The following is a 16,048-nucleotide window of genomic DNA, read 5'->3' as shown; positions in this document are numbered from 1 at the left end:
GGCAGCATGGCAAAGCTGACAGCCCGATCCCCTCGAGCCAACCTCCTGCTGGGCGCAGCCTTCGCGCTGCTCCTGCTGGCAGGGAGCGGACTGGCCTGGCTGCTGGCACTCCAGGGGGTGCGCTCGCCCCTCAAGGTGGTCCTCATCACGCCCGTGGCATCAGATGCATCTGGGCTGGAGAGCGCCGAGAACCGGGCCCTGGCCGCCATGATCCAGGACCACCTGGAGTGCCACGGCCGCTTTGCGGTCAGCAGCCTGACCGAGCTGCCGAGGGACCTGGAGCCGTTCCTGGGGCAGTCCAAGATCCTGCTGGTGCTGCTGGAAGCGAGCCGCAAGGGAGACGACCTGGATCTGTCCTACCGCCATGCTCGGGGCAGCCAGCTGGTGCGGGGCCAGCCGGTGCCCTGGCTGTCGCACCGAGCCGAGGCCCAACCGCCGGCCCAGGCCTTCGAGGCCTTCCTCAAGACATTTCCGCGGCCCGTCCAGTCCGCCCGCCTCGACCTCATCCCCAAGTCGGCCGAGATCTTCTGGGATCTCGTGAGATCAGGGGCTTGGCGGCTGCAGAACCAGCACCTGGAGGAGGCGATGAAGCTTGCGGAGCGGGCAACCCGGCGGGAACCCGCGTGCGCCAGCGCCTGGATCCTCCTCGGCAACCTGCGCTACCGCGCCCTGCTCAACAGCCCCGCCGCCTCCCGCCAGGAGCAGGCCAACACGGAAACCATCCTCCAGCGGGGCCTGGAGCTGGTGCCAGACCATCCCCGGGGGACCTTCCTGCTCTCCCTGTTGAAGGCGGACAGCGGCAACCAGCAGGAGGCCCTGGACCTGCTGCTGGGGGCCCGACAGAGGCAACCCCACAATCCCACCCTGCTGACGGGCATCACCTACGCGGCCCGCGGGGCGGGCCTGCTGCCGATGGCACGGCGGGCCATGGACCTGCGGGACGAACTGACCTTCCCCGCAGTGCAGCCGCAGGCGGTGGACATCACCTGCCTCTACACCGGAGAGATCCCCCGCTTCGAGGCTAGCCTCCAGGATCAGCCCGGGCACCTCCGCAGCACCTCGGGCGTGCTGCCCTTCTACCGTGGCTACCTCGCCCTGACCAGGGGAGACCATGCGTTGGCCCAGCGGGAGTTCCGGTCTGCCGCAGCGCTTGCCAATGGCTACCCGAACATCATGCGCCTGAGCGATATCTACGGGCTGATCCTCGAGGGCCGGAAGGATGAGGCCTGGAAGAAGCTCCGGGAGTACGACCAGGAGCGCATCGGCATGCGTGAACCCGATGGAGAGTTCACCATCCGGCTGGCGGAGGCCTACGCCTTGATGGGCGACCGGGCCAGCGCCATGGAGATGGCCGGCCGGGCCTTCGCCCGGGGCTTCGGGTGCATGACCTGGTACGAACGCAGCCCCATGCTGGAGCCCCTTCGTGGCCTGCCGAAATGGAAGGCCCTGATGCAGCACATCCAGGAACGGCAGAGGCTCATGGAGGAGCGGTTCCCCATCGGCCTCCTGGAAGACAACTGACTCTAGGTAAACCAGCCCTTCGGGTAGCCGGGAAGCCCCGGTAGACTGGCCCTTCCGGGGGTTCCATGTCCACGCTCACCGCCACCGAGACCGCCGCCCACGCCCACGTGGGCTACACCCCCGTGCACAAGGTGCGCTTCATCACGGCTGCCAGCCTCTTCGACGGCCACGACGCCAGCATCAACATCATGCGGCGCATCCTCCAGGCCACGGGCTGCGAGGTGATCCACCTGGGCCACAACCGCTCCGTGCAGGACATCGTGGATACCGCCATCCAGGAGGATGCCCAGGGCATCGCCGTCTCCAGCTACCAGGGGGGCCACGTCGAGTTCTTCAAATACATGGTGGAGCTGCTGCGTGAGCGGGGAGCCGGGCACATCCAGGTCTTCGGCGGCGGGGGCGGGGTCATCGTCCCTGACGAGATCCGCGAGCTGGAGGCGTACGGCGTGGCGCGGATCTACAGCCCCGAGGATGGCCGCCAGATGGGCCTGCAAGGCATGATCGACGACATGGTGGAGCGGTGCGATTTCGACCCTCGCACCAAGCCCGCGGCGCTGCCGCTGGCAAGGAGGATCACCGAGATCGAGCTGGGCGGGGTCGGCACGGCTGAGCAGCCGGCCAGGAGGATCCCCGTCCTCGGCATCACCGGCACGGGTGGCGCGGGAAAATCATCCCTGGTCGATGAGCTCCTCCGGCGTTTTCTGGTCGACTTCCCTGAGAAGCGCGTGGCGGTGCTCAGTGTGGATCCCACCAAGCGGAAGACGGGCGGCGCCCTGCTGGGCGATCGCATCCGCATGAACGCGCTCTACCATCCGGAGCTGCGCGACCGCGTCTTCATGCGCAGCCTGGCCACCCGCAGCGCGGCCCATCGGGCCACCAGTGAGGCCCTCCTGGCCAGCATCGCCGCCGCCAAGGCCGAGGGCTTCGACCTGGTGATCGTGGAAACCGCGGGCATCGGCCAGAGCGACAGCGAGATCGCGGACATGGCGGACTTGGCCATGTACGTGATGACGCCGGAATATGGCGCCGCCAGCCAGCTCGAGAAGATCGACATGCTGGACTTCGCCGACCTCGTCGTGCTGAACAAGGCCGACAAGCGGGGCGCCGAGGATGCCCTGCGGGACGTGCGCAAGCAGTACCAGCGGGCCCACAAGCGCTTCAGCCAGGCGCCCGAGGACATGCCGGTCTACGCCACCTGTGCCTCGCAGTTCAACGACCCCGCCACCAACTGGCTCTATGTCAACCTGGTCCGAGCCCTGGCCCTCAAGACTGGCGTTGGCTGGGAACCCCGGCTGCAGGCCGAACCTGGCAGCCCGCGGCGGGCCGCCATCATCCCGCCCGAGCGGGTGCGCTACCTGGCGGAGATCGCCGATGCTGTGCAGGCCTACAAGGCCTGGGCCCGGCGCCAGGCCGAGACCGCCGAAGTGGCCCACTCCCTTTGGGTGAGCCTGCGGACCTTGGGAGATCGGGTGCCACCCGCCGCTACCTTCTACGACGCCGCCCACCTTGTGGAGGTCGTCGAGGGCGAGCAGGGCGCCGCCATCCTCCTGCTCCGCCAGCGCTACCAGGAGCACCTGGGCGAGCTGCACGGCGAGAGCCGCCGCCTGCTCCATGATTGGGCCGGCCTTCGGAAGAGCTACACCGACCCCGAGAACGTCTATGTGGTGCGCGGCCGCGAGATCCGCGCCGCCAACTACACCCAGTCCCTCAGCGGCACCCTCGTGCCCAAGGTAGCGCTGCCCGCCTACTCGGGCTGGGGCGACATCCTCCGCTGGCAGCTGCTGGAGAACCTGCCGGGCCGCTTCCCCTTCACGGCCGGTTCCTTCGAGTACAAGCGGGCAGGGGAGGACCCCACCCGCATGTTCGCCGGCGAGGGCACGCCGGAGCGCACCAACAAGCGCTTCCACTACGTGAGCAAGGGCCAGCCTGCTGTTCGCCTCAGCACGGCCTTCGACAGCGTGACCCTCTACGGCGAGGATCCCCACGTCCGCCCCGACATTTACGGCAAGGTGGGCAACAGCGGCGTCTCGATTTGCACCGTGGACGACGCGAAGAAGCTCTACTCCGGCTTCGACCTGCTCTGCCCCACCACCAGCGTGAGCATGACCATCAACGGGCCGGCCCCCACCATGCTGGCCTTCTTCCTGAACGCCGCCATCGACCAGCGGGCCGAGCAGTGGCTGCAGGAGCACGGCCAGATGGACGCCGCCCAGGCGAAGATCGACGCCCTTTACGCCTCGAAGGGCATGGCCCGCCCCCGGTACGAAGGCGGGCTGCCCGAGGGCAATGATGGGCTGGGGCTGGCCCTGCTGGGCGTGACCTCGGACGAGCTCCTGCCGCCGGACGTCTACGCCAAGCTGCGGGCCGAGGCGCTGCAGTCCGTGCGTGGCACGGTGCAGGCCGACATCCTCAAGGAGGACCAGGCTCAGAACACCTGCATCTTCAGCGCGGAGTTCAGCCTCAAGGTGATGGGCGACATCCAGGAGCGCTTCATCGAGGAGAAGGTGCGCAACTTCTACTCCGTGAGCATCAGCGGGTACCACATCGCCGAGGCCGGAGCCAATCCCATCAGCCAACTAGCCTTCACCCTGGCCAACGGCTTCACCTTCGTGGAGTACTACCTCTCGCGGGGCATGGACATCGACGACTTCGCGCCGAACCTGTCCTTCTTCTTCAGCAATGGCCTGGACGCGGAATACAGCGTCATCGGCCGTGTGGCCCGGCGCATCTGGTCGCTAGCCATGCGGGAGAAATACGGCGCCAACGACCGCAGCCAGAAGCTGAAGTACCACATCCAGACCTCGGGTCGCTCCCTCCACGCCCAGGAGATCGACTTCAACGACATCCGCACCACCCTGCAGGCCCTCTACGCCATCTACGACAACTGCAACAGCCTGCACACCAATGCCTACGACGAGGCCATCACCACACCCACGGAGGAGAGCGTCCGCCGGGCCATCGCCATCCAGCTCATCATCAACCGTGAGCTGGGCGGTGCCAAGAACGAGAACCCGCTGCAGGGGGCCTTCATCATCGAGCAGCTCACGGAGCTGGTGGAGGAGGCGGTCCTGGTTGAATTCCGCCGCATCGCCGACCGCGGCGGGGTGCTGGGCGCCATGGAGACCATGTACCAGCGCGGCAAGATCCAGGAAGAGTCCATGCAGTACGAGCACCTCAAGCACAGCGGGGAGCTGCCCATTGTTGGCGTGAACACCTTCCTGAATCCGGCGCCGGCCGAGATGGGCGCCATCGAGCTCATCCGCAGCAGTGAAGAGGAGAAGGCCCAGCAGATCCGCAACCTGGAGGCCTTCCATCAGCGCAATGCCAGCCGGGCCCCGGCCGCCCTGGCCACCCTCAAGGAGGTCGCCCGCAGCGGCGGCAACCTCTTCGAGGCCCTGCTGGACACCGCCAAGGTCTGCAGCCTCGGCCAGATCAGCCAGGCCCTCTACGAAGTCGGCGGGCAGTACCGCAGGAACATGTAAGGTGGCGCTTGCCTGATCGCCTCCCGCCCCTCGAAGGCACCACCCTCTCAGGGCGCACCCTCCGATTTCCAGAGGACCTTCCCGAGGCTGGGCTTGCCCTGGTGATCGGCTTCACCCATGGTGCCCGACACGATGTGGGCGCCTGGAAGGCTGCCTTCGCGGAGCGCGGCATCCCGTTTCTCAGCCTGCCCACGGCCGCGATGGATACGGCCGCGGAGGCGATGGAAGGTGTCGCCGTGGCGATGCGGGCGCACGTTCCGCAGGGGGTCTGGGACCAGGTGGTGCAGATCCACCGGGGCGGGGTGGCCCTGCGCCAGACCTTCGGCTGGGGGGCCGATGGCTTCGCCAAGCTGCTGCGGGTCAGCGGAGACGGGGCCGTTATGGCGCGGCATGATGCGGGGCCGTTCTCGAGTCAGGCGCTCACAGCCTTCCTGGAGCGCCCTGCCGCCACCCGCCCCTGAGGCGAGTGGCGGCACCGCTGAGCTGTCTAGGAGGCCTTGGTCAGGCGCTGCAGGAAGAAGGGGCCGAAGGCCTTCAGCCACTTCTCCAGCTTGCTGTCGACGGTGCTCATGACAGTGGCGCTGACCACCCGGTGGTGGAAGGCGGCCACCACCTCCTGGGTCTTGGCGTCCACGATCTTGAAGTCCCAGGTCACGGTCTCGGCGGCGCCGATGGCGGCGGGGGCGAAGAAGCGGGCGGCGGTGCTCTTGGCGTTGGCGTCCACCACGCGGCCCACCAGCTGGTAGTCGCCCGCCTTCCGGCTCAGGGTGATCTTTCCGGACAAAGGGGCTTCCAGGTTGCGCATGATCAGACCCGGCAGGCTGTCGGTGAGCTTCTGGGCCCGGGCCTTATCCTTGTCATCGCGGCCGGCGCGGAGGGAGACCGGATCATCCCAGGGCATGAACTGGAGGGTCTTGCCCGTGAGATCAAGGCCGGGCTTCAGCCAGAAGAAGTCGGCCTCTTCCACCTTCGCGAAGGGGACCTGGATGCTGAACCACTTCTCCTCCAGCAGGCCCTCGTCCAGCACCTTGAAGTCCACGGACTTGGGCGCCGCGGCGGGCGCGGCGGCCGGTGCAGGCGCAGGCGTGGGCGTTGTGGCTTCTTGGGCATTCAGCGCCAGGGCAAAGGTGATGAGCAGGGCCGTGCGATGCATGAATGCTCCGAAAGGGGGGACAACCATCCTATCCCGGCCAGTCCCTGGACTTTGGCTGTGACAGCCACGTTATGCAGACCACCAGGCCAGCGGGGGCGTGCCTTTAGGCATTCGCTGCCCCTGGCCTTATCATGGATGTCTGATGACGCGCCTCCCGCTGCCGATGTTTCCCCTGATCGCCCTGGCCCTGGCGGCCGGGACGCCGAGGGTGTCGGCGAAGCCCGGCGTCACTTACCTCTACACCTACTACGATCCCCAGGGCCGGCTGGTGATCAACAACCTGCCACCCGCCTACATGAAGGGGCAGGGCCTGGTGCTGAAGCACGTGGGCGTGGGCAAGGTGCGCCTGGCGGTGACGCCCGCGGAGATGGCCAGGGCCCTCAAGAGCCCTGAACTCATCGCCCTGGTGGACGAGATCGCCCAGCGCGAGGGCGTGGACTCGCACCTGGCCCGGGCCATCATCCAGGCTGAGAGCGCCTTTAACTACAAGGCCCGCTCTCGGGTCGGGGCCCTGGGCCTCATGCAGCTGATGCCCTCCACGGCCGAGCGCTTCGGGGTGCTGGATCCCTTCGATCCCCGGCAGAACATCAGCGGCGGGGTGAAGTACCTGAAGTGGCTCCACGACTACTACTCGGGTGACCTCACTCGCGTGGTGGCGGCCTACAACGCTGGCGAGGGCGCCGTGAACAAGCACAAGGGCGTCCCCCCCTTCCGTGAGACCCGGGCCTACGTGCCCAAGGTCCTGGACCTCTACCACCGCAAGGCCGTGCAGCCCGATCCCAAGCTGGCGGGGAGCATGACCCTGCTGCAGAAGGGTCGGGGCGGCTTCAAGGTGGAAGAGGAGAAGACCGTGCCCGAGCCCACGGCGCAGCAGCGGGCCGCCAACCGCATCTACCAGTGGACCGACGCCAACGGCCGCATCCAGATCAGCGATCAGCCCCCGCCCAAGGGCACCGCGGGCGTGAGACCCTTCGGGGCGCCCTGAGCCCTGCTACGGCCTCTTCAGGTCCTCGACGTAGGCTTCCAGGGCCGCCAGGGTATCCAGGTAGATGGTGTTCAGCCTGGTGGGGAGGTCGCTTCCGGCGTCGGTGGAACCGTCGCGCCCCAGGGCCTCCAGGTCTGCCGCCAGGGTGCGCATGGCATTGGCGCCCAGGGCCCCGGAGCCGCCCTTCAGGGCGTGGCCCGAGCGGGACAGCTCCTCGGCCTTCCCCTCGGCGACGGCCGCGAGGATGTCCTGGATGCGCCGCGGCGTGTCCTCGCGGAAGATGGCGATCATCTCGGAGAGCAGTCCGTGGCCGCCGTCATCCAGCTCCACCAAGTTCTGGATGGTGGTCATGTCCAGCAGGTCCGACGCGCTCATGGAAACTCCCAGGTTCCATGCTGAGGCAGGTGCCCCCGTTCGTCCAAGGGGGATGGCGGTAGGCTGGAGGCATGACTGATCTGCCCGCCATGACCCCGGCCGAGACGGCCCTCTCCCTGCTGTTCCGCAAGCTCCACCCCCACCTGGAGGATGCGGCCCATGCCCTGGCCCGGGGCGTGGCCCGCCGGGACCTGGAGCGTCTGCACCTCAAGCTGATCACAGCCCGGCTGAAGACTGTCGAGCTGCTGGAGGCCGAGGCCGAGGCCCTGCCGGAAGACTCGCTCCTGGCCGAGCTCCTGGACACCCTGTCCGCCAACCTGACGCCCGTGGGTGAGAGCTACCGCCAGGCCCTGACCCTCACCCAGCTCTGCCTGGAGGAGGCCCCGGCGGATCTCCTGCCCCACGCCCCCGAGGGCTGCGTGGCCACCTCCTCCTGGGGCCCGCGCATGACGGACTTCCTCGCCCACCTCAAGGAACCCGCCTACCAGGCCCGGAACCGGTGGGAGGGCGTGGCGGAGGACATCGGAGAGACGGAAGAGGGCGAGTAGCCCCGTTCGACCTTCCCCTGCTGCAGTTGGGTCCGTGGAATCTGCAACCGGGTCGGAGCGCTCCACCTTCGTCCCGCTGAGCGTATCTCCTGGTGTGGACGGATGATCCGCCCCAGCCACCAGGAGATCCCCATGACCAGCCATCCCCTTCGCTTCGCCGCCCTCGCCGTGGCCCTGCTCACCCTCGGCACCGCGCTCTCCGCCCAGGGCCCCGGCTTTGGTCCGGGCCATGGGCGCGGACCTGGGTTCGGCGAAGGTCGCGGCCTCCGTGGCCTGAACCTCAGCGAGGCCCAGCAGACCCAGGTGAAGGCCATCCACGACAAGCACCAGGCCGCCTTCCAGGCCAAGGGCGAGACGGCCCAGGCCGCCCACAAGGTCCTTCGGGGCGCCATGGCCGACGCCACGAGCAATGCCGACGCCCTGAAGGTCCTCCACGACAAGGCCTCCGCCGCTCGGTTCGATCTGATGCTTGAACATAGGGCCGTGCGGCAGGAGATCCTGCCCCTGCTTACCGCCGAGCAGAAGGTCCTGTTCGAGAAGGCCCCCATGGGCATGGGTCCTCGGGGTGGACGCGGGCGAGGCCCCGGCCTTGGCCGTCCGGCCCCCGACGCGCCCCAGTGAACCCGCTATTCTGACAAGCCATGCGCGCTTCTGCAGTCCTCCAGGCCACCTGGCAGCGGACGCGGCGCCCCCGGACCTGGGGCGCCGCGCTGCTGTTCGGTCTGGTGTGGAATGGCACCCGGCTCCTGATGGGCTTCCCCGAGCCCGGCCTGTCGGAGTTGTGCATCCCCTCCCTGTGGGTGGCGCTCTTCCTGGTGCTGGCGCCCCTGCCCTGGCAGTGGTCCGGGGACGAAGCCCCCATGGCCAGGGCCTGGCAAGGCGCGCTCCAGGCCCTGCCCTGGATTGCCGCCCTCACGCTCGGTGTCCTGCTGCTCCTGAGCGCCGGAGGGCCACCCCCTGGGCGGGGCCAGGGGATGCCGGAGCGAGGCGGACCACGCCGGGGCTTGCTCCCCCACTCCGGGGAGCCACGGCGGCTTCCCATCCACCCCCGGCTCTGGATCCTCGGTGTGGCGCACCTCTCCTTCGGGCTCCTGCTGGGCTGGATCCTCGCAGATCGCGAGCGGGCCGAGTTGCAGGAGGCCGCCGCGCGCCGGGCCGCCGATGAGGCCCAGGCCCGCGTGCTGCAGGGCCAGATGAACCCGCACGTGCTGTTCAACGCCATCAGCGGGCTGACCGAGCTGGTGCGGGAGGATCCCATCGCCGCGGAAGCTGCGCTGGTGAACCTCTCGGATCTGCTGAGGGCCCTGTTGGACCATGGCTCCCTCCTGCGGGCCCCCCTGAGCGACGAGCGGCGCCTGGTCGAACTGTACCTATCGCTGGAGCGCCTCCGCCTGGGCCACCGCCTGCGCGAAAGCTGGGACTGGCCTGAGGCCCTGGACGTCCTCGAGATTCCGCCCCTCATGATCCAGCCCTTGGTCGAGAACGCCCTGAAGCACGGCGTGGCACTGGCCGTGGGCGGCGGCGAACTGAAGGTGCAGGTGCGCCGCGAGGGCGAGCAGCTCTTCATCTGCGTGGCGAACACGGGACCGGCCCCGTCAAAAATGGAAGGCCAAGGCCTGGGCCTGCGCAACCTGCGAGAGCGCCTGGCCCTGCTGGGGGCGCCTGCCGATGCGCTGAACCTCCGGCGCGACGGCGGCTGGACCCTGGCTGAGCTGCGCCTGGCGGTGAAGCCATGAGCCTGCGGGTGCTCGTGGCCGAGGACGAGCCCTTCAACCGGAAGCGCCTGACTCGGCTGCTGCGGGAGGCGGGCTGCGAGGTGGTGGCCGAGCTGGAGGACGGCCCCGCCGTGCTGGACTGGTTGGCCCGCGGCGAGGCCGTGGACGCCTTGTTCCTTGACATCCAGATGCCCGGCCTCACGGGGCTCGACGTGGTAGCGGACCTCCCGCGCCCCTTTCCGGTGGTCTTCGTGACGGCCTATGCCGAGCATGCCGTGCGGGCCTTCGAGCAGGCCGTCACGGACTACCTGCTGAAGCCGGTGACGGCGGAGCGCCTGGCCACGACCCTGCAGCGCCTGCGCGCCCGGGCGGAGGCGGGGACGGGGCGCGATCCCGCCGGACGACCGGTCGGCCCATTCCGTGTTCCCGTGAAGGCGGGTGATGGCGTGGTGCTGGTGGACCTGGCGCGGACCACCCACTTCGTCTTCGAGGAGGATGCCGTGTGGGCCTTCGCCGGCGAGCGCCTGCGCACCACCTGGAAGACCCTGGCCGAAGCGGAAGCAGTCCTGGGCAGCCGCGTGGTCCGTGGCCACCGCCACCTGCTCCTCCGCCCCGAGGCCATCGTGGGCGTGCGGGCCGGGGATTCGGGCCGGCTGCGCGTGCGGCTCAGCGGCGGCACCGAGGTGGACGTTAGCCGCGGGGCGGCGCCGGGGCTCAAGGCGCGGCTGGGGCTGGGCTGAAAAGCGCAACGCAAAGAAGCAAAGACGCCAAGAAAGGGGAATCAAACGCGATAGCTTCCTTCGCCCTCGCGCCTTTGCGTCTTCCCCTTAAATCCTTCCTGGGAGCTACACTTCCGCGATCAATTCGATCTCGACCTTCGCGCCCCGTGGCAATGCGGCCACCTGCACGGTGCTGCGGGCGGGCTTGGCGGTGCCCAGGACCTTTTCATAGACGGCGTTGAAGGCGGCGAAGTCGGCCATGTCCGTGAGGAAGACTGTGGTCTTCACCACGCGGTCCCAGCCGGTGCCGGCGGCGGCCAGCACAGCGGCGAGGTTCTTCAGCACCTGGTCGGCCTGGGCATCGATGGGGCCGGTGACCATCTCCATGGTCTCGGGCACCAGGGGAATCTGGCCCGAGGTGAAGAGGTGGTTGCCCGAGATCTGGGCCTGGCTGTAGGGGCCGATGGCGGCGGGGGCGTTCGGGGTGGCGATGGTGCGCATTTGGACTCCTTGGGCTGCGGTCAGTTTTTCTTACCCCAGCGCCGCGTCTTGTGGCGCCAGTTGCGGCTGGTGTTGGGGGGGGGCTGCAGGGGGGCGTCGAAGGGCGAGGCCGGCTGTTCCAGGTCGCCCTCGCCTTCCCCGTCATCGAGGCGGTGCGGACCGTCCTCGATCTGCTGCTGCACCCACTGGGCGGTGCGGTGCATGAGGGCCGCCAGGCAGAGACTGGTCTCGATGCGGGCGTGGGGGAGGGGGCCAAGCTGGGTGAACACCGAGGGATCGGGCGGGATCACGCGGGGGATGGCGATCTCGGGCAGGGGCATGGGGATGGCATCGTAGGCCTCCTCCGGGAGGCGCCGCCAGGGTTCGGGCTCGGCCTGCTCTCGGCGCAGGAGGTCCGCCACGGTCTGCTTCTTCTTGGGAGGGCGGCCCCGCTTCTTCGGCGCGGCCACGGCGGCGGCGTCCAGGGCCGACTGCAGGGCCTGCAGCACCTCGTCGCGGCTCTTGCCGCGCAGGTCGAAGAGCAGCCAGGGATCGCGGTCCAGGGCCTCGGCCATCACGTAGCAGACGGCCGCCACGTGCTTGCAGGGATTGGCCCAGTCGGGGCAGTCGCAGTGGGTCTGCAGCTCCTTCGGCACGCGGGGGTAGAGGCTGGCGCCCGCCTCGCGGAAGGTCTCGTCCAGGCCCTGGGGCATCTCACCCGCCAGCAGGGAGGCGACGAAGCGGCTCTCCAGGGCGATGCGGTCCAGGGCCTTTTCCCACTGGGCCGCGGTGAGGGCCGGTAGGCCCAGGGTCACGTTGTAGGTCTTGCGGCCGTGGACCCGGGCCTGGATCTCGCCGGGCTGCACGCCGAAGTGCGACACGTGGCCGTCCTCTGCGTACTTCTTGCCGCGGGGTAGGCGGTTCTCGTAGTCGTCTCCCAGCTTCTCAAGGCCGTTGATCCAGAGGCGGCCCCACCAGGTGGCACCGAAGCGGTCGGTGTGGCTGATCATTCGGCCACCTCCTTCACCTTGCGGCGGCCCAGCTTGGCACCGGGCTTCGGCGCGGCGGGCTCATCCCCGTTGCCCTCGTCGGGATCCAGCAGCTCGGCGTCGGGATCCAGGGCCACCAGGCGGCGGAGGGCGTCGTCGTCCAGCTCCGTGAGCCAGCCCTCGCCGCTGCCCACCACGCGGTCGGCCAGATCCCGCTTGGACTCCAGCAGGGCGTCGATCTTCTCTTCGAGCGTGCCGATGGTGACAAGCTTGTGCACCTGCACGTTCTTGGTCTGGCCGATGCGGTAGGTGCGGTCTGTGGCCTGGTCCTCCACGGCGGGGTTCCACCAGCGGTCGAAGTGGAAGACGTGCGTGGCGGCCGTGAGGTTGAGGCCCACGCCGCCGGCCTTGAGGCTCAGCAGCAGCACGGGAGAGGAATCTTGATCCTCCTGGAAGCTGCGCACCAGCTCGTCGCGGCCCTCACGGGTGGTGCCGCCGTGCAGGAAGGGCGGCTCGAAGCCCAGAGCGTCATGCAAGTGGATCTGCAGACGGTCGCCCATCTCCTTGAACTGCGTGAACACCAGGGCGCGCTCGCCGGCCTCGACCACTTCCTCCAGCATCTCCGTGAGACGGTCCAGCTTGCCGCTGCGGCCCCGATAGGGCCCCTGGGCCTTGAGGAACTGGCTCGGGTGGTTGCAGATCTGTTTGAGGTGGGTGAGCAGTGCCAGGATGCGGCCCCGGCGCTCAATGCCCGAAGACGCAGCATCCAGCTCCTCATCCATCTTTTCCACGCGGTATTGATACAGCTCGGCCTGCTCACGGCTAAGGGTGGTGAAGACCTTCATCTCGTGCTTCTCGGGCAGGTCCTGGATGATAGCCTTGTCACTCTTGAGGCGGCGCAGGATGAAGGGGCCGATGCGCTGGCGCAGCTCGTTGGCGGCGTCCGGGTCGCGGTACTTCTCGATGGGCGTGGCGAAGCGCTCCTTGAAGTGGGACTCGCTGCCGAGGTAGCCCGGGAGGCCGGCGCTCATGATGGCCCACAGCTCCGTGAGGCGATTCTCGATGGGCGTGCCCGTGAGGGCCAGCCGGAAGGCGCCGTGCAGCTTGCGGATGGCCTTGGCCTGGGCGGAGCCGGCGTTCTTGATGGCCTGGGCCTCATCCACCACCACCATGCCCCAGGGGCGGGTGGCGAAGGTGTCCTCCTCGCGGCGGACCACGCCATAGGTGGTGAGCACGAGGGTGTGGGGCTTGAAGGTGTTCGGCAGGCGGTCGCGGTTGTTCCCGTGGTGCACGAAGATCGGCAGGCTGGGCGCGAACTTGGCCAGCTCCCGCTCCCAGTTGCCCAGCAGCGAGGTGGGGCACACCAACAGCGTGGCGGGGCCGAACGCGGGGCTCTGCTCCTGCCGGTGCAGCAGCAGGGCCAGCACCTGGATGGTCTTGCCCAGGCCCATGTCGTCGGCGAGGATGCCGCCCAGGCCCAGGCGGGACAGGCCCTCCAGCCAAGCGAGGCCCCGCAGCTGGTAGGGACGCAACTGGCCGTGGAAGCTGGCAGGCTGGGTGATGGGTTTGTCGGGAAGAATCTTCAGATCCTCCAGGGCCGCGCCGAAATCGCCCGCGACCTCCACCTCGATGGCCTCGCTGACGCCGGGGATGCGCGCCGTGCCTGTGAGGGCCGCGGCCAGGGCCTCGCCCTTGGTCATGCTCTCGAAACCGGCGCCGCGGCTGGCCTGGATGACGGTGGAGATCTGCTTGAGGGTCTCGGGGTCCAGCGCCACCCACTTGCCCTTCCAGGCCACCAGCGGGTGCTTGAGGCTGGCCATTTGGGCGAAGTCCTCCACGCTCAGGGCATCGTCGCCCAGCATCAGGGACCAGTCGGCGCTGACGCTTCCCTCCAGGCCTGCCTGGGCCAGGGGCGCGGAATCCAGCACGTTACGGGCACCCAGACGCACCTTGGCGCGCAGACGCTTCGCGCCGCCGAAGTCGGCCAGGCCCTCGGGGATGTGGACGAGGAAGCCCGCCTCCTTCAGCTGGGCTGCGCCGCGGGTGAGGAAGCCCCAGGCCTCCGTGGGGCGCAGCACCAGGTCCTCGGGCTTCTGGCCCGAGAGGGCCCGCTCCAGGGCTGGGAAGAAGGGCACGGCGCGGGCCAGGCCGCGCAGCAGCACCTGCCGGGCCTGCAGCACCTCGGGCTCAGTGGAGGGTTCCCAGAGCTTGGCCACGCCGATGTCGGCGCCTGCCTCGGTCTCCAGGCCGACCTTGAGGACCCAGCCCTCCTCGGCCAGCCGGTCTGCGTCCTGCACGGCCTGGAGGGCCGTGGGCACGTCCGGGGTCTCCAGGCGCAGGCTGGGCCGCAGCCACTGGGGCCGCGCGCCCTCGCTCCACTGGGCCAACTGCTCGCCCAGGGTGCGCTCCGTGATGCCTGTGGTGGGGAACTCCGGCAGCTGGTGCGAGAGGGCCACCATGATGCGCTCGTCCCAGGGCAGGCGGTCCCGCTTGTGGCCCCGCAGGCGGTGGATGAGGCTCAGGCGCGGATCGTCCCCGGCCCGTAGGCCGCCGGACACGAAGCGCATGATGAAGTCGGCGCCGTCCTCCAGGAAGGCCGTCAGCACGGCGTCCGAAGCGGGTGGCATGGCCAGGTCGTCCTCGATGTCGAAAGCGTCCAGCTCGCCCAGGGCCACGGTCTTGGTGAAGGCCCAGGTGTCGTTCTCGGGGAAGGCCACGGCAGCGGGGGGCATAGCCTCGGCCAGCTGCCGCAGGGCGGCGCGGTCCGAGGGGCTGGTGAGGCTGATGCCCCAGCGGGCCTTCCAGGGATTGCCGCGGGTGTCGAGCTGGGGCAACATGGCGCCCCGCACGACCAGCGACTGGAGCAGGCGCAGGGCCATGGCCCAGTAGCGCAGGGTGGGTCCGGCGTTCCCGGGGCGCAGGGCCAGCGAGGAGAGCCAGGGGTAGGCCCGCTGCCAGCGCAGGGGCACGGCGTGCATCTCCACCAGGGAGCCGTCCGGCAGGAAGATCTGGGCCTTGGCGGGGGTCAGCCGCTCCCGCCCCTGCAACTCGCCCGGCAGGGTGCGCAGCGCGCGCACCCACTCCGCCGCGTCCACGGCCTCGGGCATGCAGAGCAGGAAGCCCCGGTCCTGGGGGCGGTACTGGAGGAAGGGATTCAGCATGGGAAGGCGGCCGCCCCTTGGCGGTAGGATGCAAGGCGGGGGGCTGGACGATGAAGCTCGGATTCGCAAGCGATCATGCGGGGTTCGACCTGAAGGAGCGGCTCAAGGCCTGGGCCGTTGGGCAGGGGCACGAGGTGGTGGATTTCGGCACGGATGGGATGACCTCGGTGGATTACCCGGATTTCGCGCACCGGGCAGCGGAGGGCAGGGATCAATGGGAGCGCCTGGTGCTGGTCTGCGGATCCGGCATCGGCATCAGCATCGCGGCCAACCGCCATGCCGGCATCCGCTGCGCGCTGGTGACCTCCCCCGAGCACGCAGCACTGGCTCGACAGCACAATGACGCAAACGCCATCGCTTTCGGCCAGCGGCTGACGGATCCGCTCAAGGCAGAATCCTACCTCAAATCGTTCCTGGATACACCTTTTGAGGGGGGAAGGCATCAGGGTCGGGTGGACAAGATCGAGCTGAAAGGGTGCTGCTGATGCGTCAAGCCCAGGAACTGCGCACCCTTGGCCTGGAGAAAGGCGTGCAGCTGCACGCCTCCGGCTCCTGCCTGGTGAAGCTCGGCAACACCCATGTGCTGTGCGCCGCCAGCCTGGAGGACCGGGTGCCGGGCTGGATGAAGGGCAGGGGCTCGGGCTGGCTCACGGCCGAATACGGCATGCTCCCGGCAGCGACCAACACGCGGTCTGACCGCGAGGCCGCTCGGGGCAAGCAGCAGGGCCGCACCGTGGAGATCCAGCGCCTCATCGGCCGCAGCCTCCGGCAGGCCGTGGATCTTGCCGCCCTGGGCGAACGCACCCTCACCGTGGACTGCGATGTGCTCAATGCCGATGGCGGCACCCGCTGCGCGGCCATCACCGGCGCCTGGGTGGCCGTGGCGCTGGCGCTGCGCGCCCAGGGGCTCGACTCGGCCC

At 69.0% G+C, this 16,048-nt stretch carries 15 protein-coding genes; 10 read left to right on the top strand and 5 right to left on the bottom strand.

Annotated features, from left to right (window positions below; all coding sequences use genetic code 11):
* The first annotated feature begins 6 nt into the window (after positions 1–6).
* The 3 genes from WAS25_RS00075 (at position 7) to WAS25_RS00065 (ending at position 5,464) form a co-directional block, all read left to right on the top strand.
* Positions 7–1,521: a tetratricopeptide repeat protein gene (locus WAS25_RS00075; protein ID WP_422309087.1), complete on the top strand. Its 1,515-nt coding sequence runs from the start codon at positions 7–9 to the stop codon at positions 1,519–1,521.
* Positions 1,522–1,586: 65 nt separating this feature from the next.
* Complete coding sequence (locus tag WAS25_RS00070; RefSeq protein WP_422309085.1) at positions 1,587–5,003, top strand: methylmalonyl-CoA mutase family protein; 3,417 nt, start codon at positions 1,587–1,589, stop codon at positions 5,001–5,003.
* Positions 5,004–5,011: 8 nt separating this feature from the next.
* Entirely contained in the window at positions 5,012–5,464 is a 453-nt protein-coding gene (locus WAS25_RS00065; RefSeq protein ID WP_422309083.1) for a hypothetical protein, read from the top strand.
* Positions 5,465–5,490: 26 nt separating this feature from the next.
* On the opposite strand, the gene WAS25_RS00060 is transcribed toward WAS25_RS00065, so the two are convergent.
* On the bottom strand, positions 5,491–6,156 hold the full coding sequence (locus WAS25_RS00060) for a hypothetical protein (protein WP_422309082.1): 666 nt from the start codon (positions 6,154–6,156) through the stop codon (positions 5,491–5,493).
* A gap of 142 nt (positions 6,157–6,298) precedes the next feature.
* Here WAS25_RS00060 and WAS25_RS00055 point away from each other — a divergent pair, with 142 nt between their 5' ends.
* Positions 6,299–7,141 (top strand): transglycosylase SLT domain-containing protein, encoded by an 843-nt coding sequence (locus tag WAS25_RS00055; protein ID WP_422309080.1) that lies wholly within the window; start codon positions 6,299–6,301, stop codon positions 7,139–7,141.
* Between the two features lie 6 nt (positions 7,142–7,147).
* On the opposite strand, the gene WAS25_RS00050 is transcribed toward WAS25_RS00055, so the two are convergent.
* Entirely contained in the window at positions 7,148–7,516 is a 369-nt protein-coding gene (locus tag WAS25_RS00050; protein WP_422309078.1) for an Hpt domain-containing protein, read from the bottom strand.
* A 71-nt stretch (positions 7,517–7,587) separates the two neighbouring features.
* Here WAS25_RS00050 and WAS25_RS00045 point away from each other — a divergent pair, with 71 nt between their 5' ends.
* The 4 genes from WAS25_RS00045 (at position 7,588) to WAS25_RS00030 (ending at position 10,519) form a co-directional block, all read left to right on the top strand.
* Positions 7,588–8,064 (top strand): hypothetical protein, encoded by a 477-nt coding sequence (locus WAS25_RS00045; protein ID WP_422309076.1) that lies wholly within the window; start codon positions 7,588–7,590, stop codon positions 8,062–8,064.
* A gap of 132 nt (positions 8,065–8,196) precedes the next feature.
* Positions 8,197–8,685 carry a Spy/CpxP family protein refolding chaperone gene (locus WAS25_RS00040; RefSeq protein WP_422309074.1) on the top strand — a complete coding sequence of 163 codons (489 nt, stop codon included), beginning with the start codon at positions 8,197–8,199 and terminating at the stop codon, positions 8,683–8,685.
* Positions 8,686–8,705: 20 nt separating this feature from the next.
* Complete coding sequence (locus WAS25_RS00035) at positions 8,706–9,800, top strand: sensor histidine kinase (protein ID WP_422309072.1); 1,095 nt, start codon at positions 8,706–8,708, stop codon at positions 9,798–9,800.
* Positions 9,797–10,519: a LytR/AlgR family response regulator transcription factor gene (locus tag WAS25_RS00030; RefSeq protein WP_422309070.1), complete on the top strand. Its 723-nt coding sequence runs from the start codon at positions 9,797–9,799 to the stop codon at positions 10,517–10,519. The genes WAS25_RS00035 and WAS25_RS00030 overlap by 4 nt, the downstream gene beginning before the upstream one ends.
* Before the next feature lie 105 nt (positions 10,520–10,624).
* On the opposite strand, the gene WAS25_RS00025 is transcribed toward WAS25_RS00030, so the two are convergent.
* The 3 genes from WAS25_RS00025 to WAS25_RS00015 are packed head-to-tail and all read right to left on the bottom strand — an operon-like array spanning position 10,625 to position 15,128.
* Positions 10,625–10,999: a RidA family protein gene (locus WAS25_RS00025; RefSeq protein ID WP_422309068.1), complete on the bottom strand. Its 375-nt coding sequence runs from the start codon at positions 10,997–10,999 to the stop codon at positions 10,625–10,627.
* 20 nt (positions 11,000–11,019) lie between these two features.
* On the bottom strand, positions 11,020–11,988 hold the full coding sequence (locus WAS25_RS00020) for an SWIM zinc finger family protein (protein WP_422309066.1): 969 nt from the start codon (positions 11,986–11,988) through the stop codon (positions 11,020–11,022).
* Positions 11,985–15,128, bottom strand: a complete 3,144-nt coding sequence (locus WAS25_RS00015) for an SNF2-related protein (protein ID WP_422309064.1) — start codon at positions 15,126–15,128, stop codon at positions 11,985–11,987. The genes WAS25_RS00020 and WAS25_RS00015 overlap by 4 nt, the downstream gene beginning before the upstream one ends.
* 50 nt (positions 15,129–15,178) lie before the next feature.
* On the opposite strand from WAS25_RS00015, the gene rpiB reads away from it, so the two are divergent.
* Complete coding sequence (gene rpiB, locus WAS25_RS00010; RefSeq protein ID WP_422309062.1) at positions 15,179–15,613, top strand: ribose 5-phosphate isomerase B; 435 nt, start codon at positions 15,179–15,181, stop codon at positions 15,611–15,613.
* A partial coding sequence (rph, locus tag WAS25_RS00005) for a ribonuclease PH (RefSeq protein WP_422309061.1) occupies positions 15,613–16,048 on the top strand: 436 nt, incomplete at its 3' end. The genes rpiB and rph, both read left to right, overlap by 1 nt.

The sequence above is a fragment of the Geothrix sp. genome (genome assembly GCF_049292215.1).
Taxonomy (GTDB): Bacteria; Acidobacteriota; Holophagae; order Holophagales; family Holophagaceae; genus Geothrix.
The sequence above is the reverse complement of the archived record's forward strand: the minus strand, read 5'-3'. Positions and strand labels throughout refer to the sequence as shown.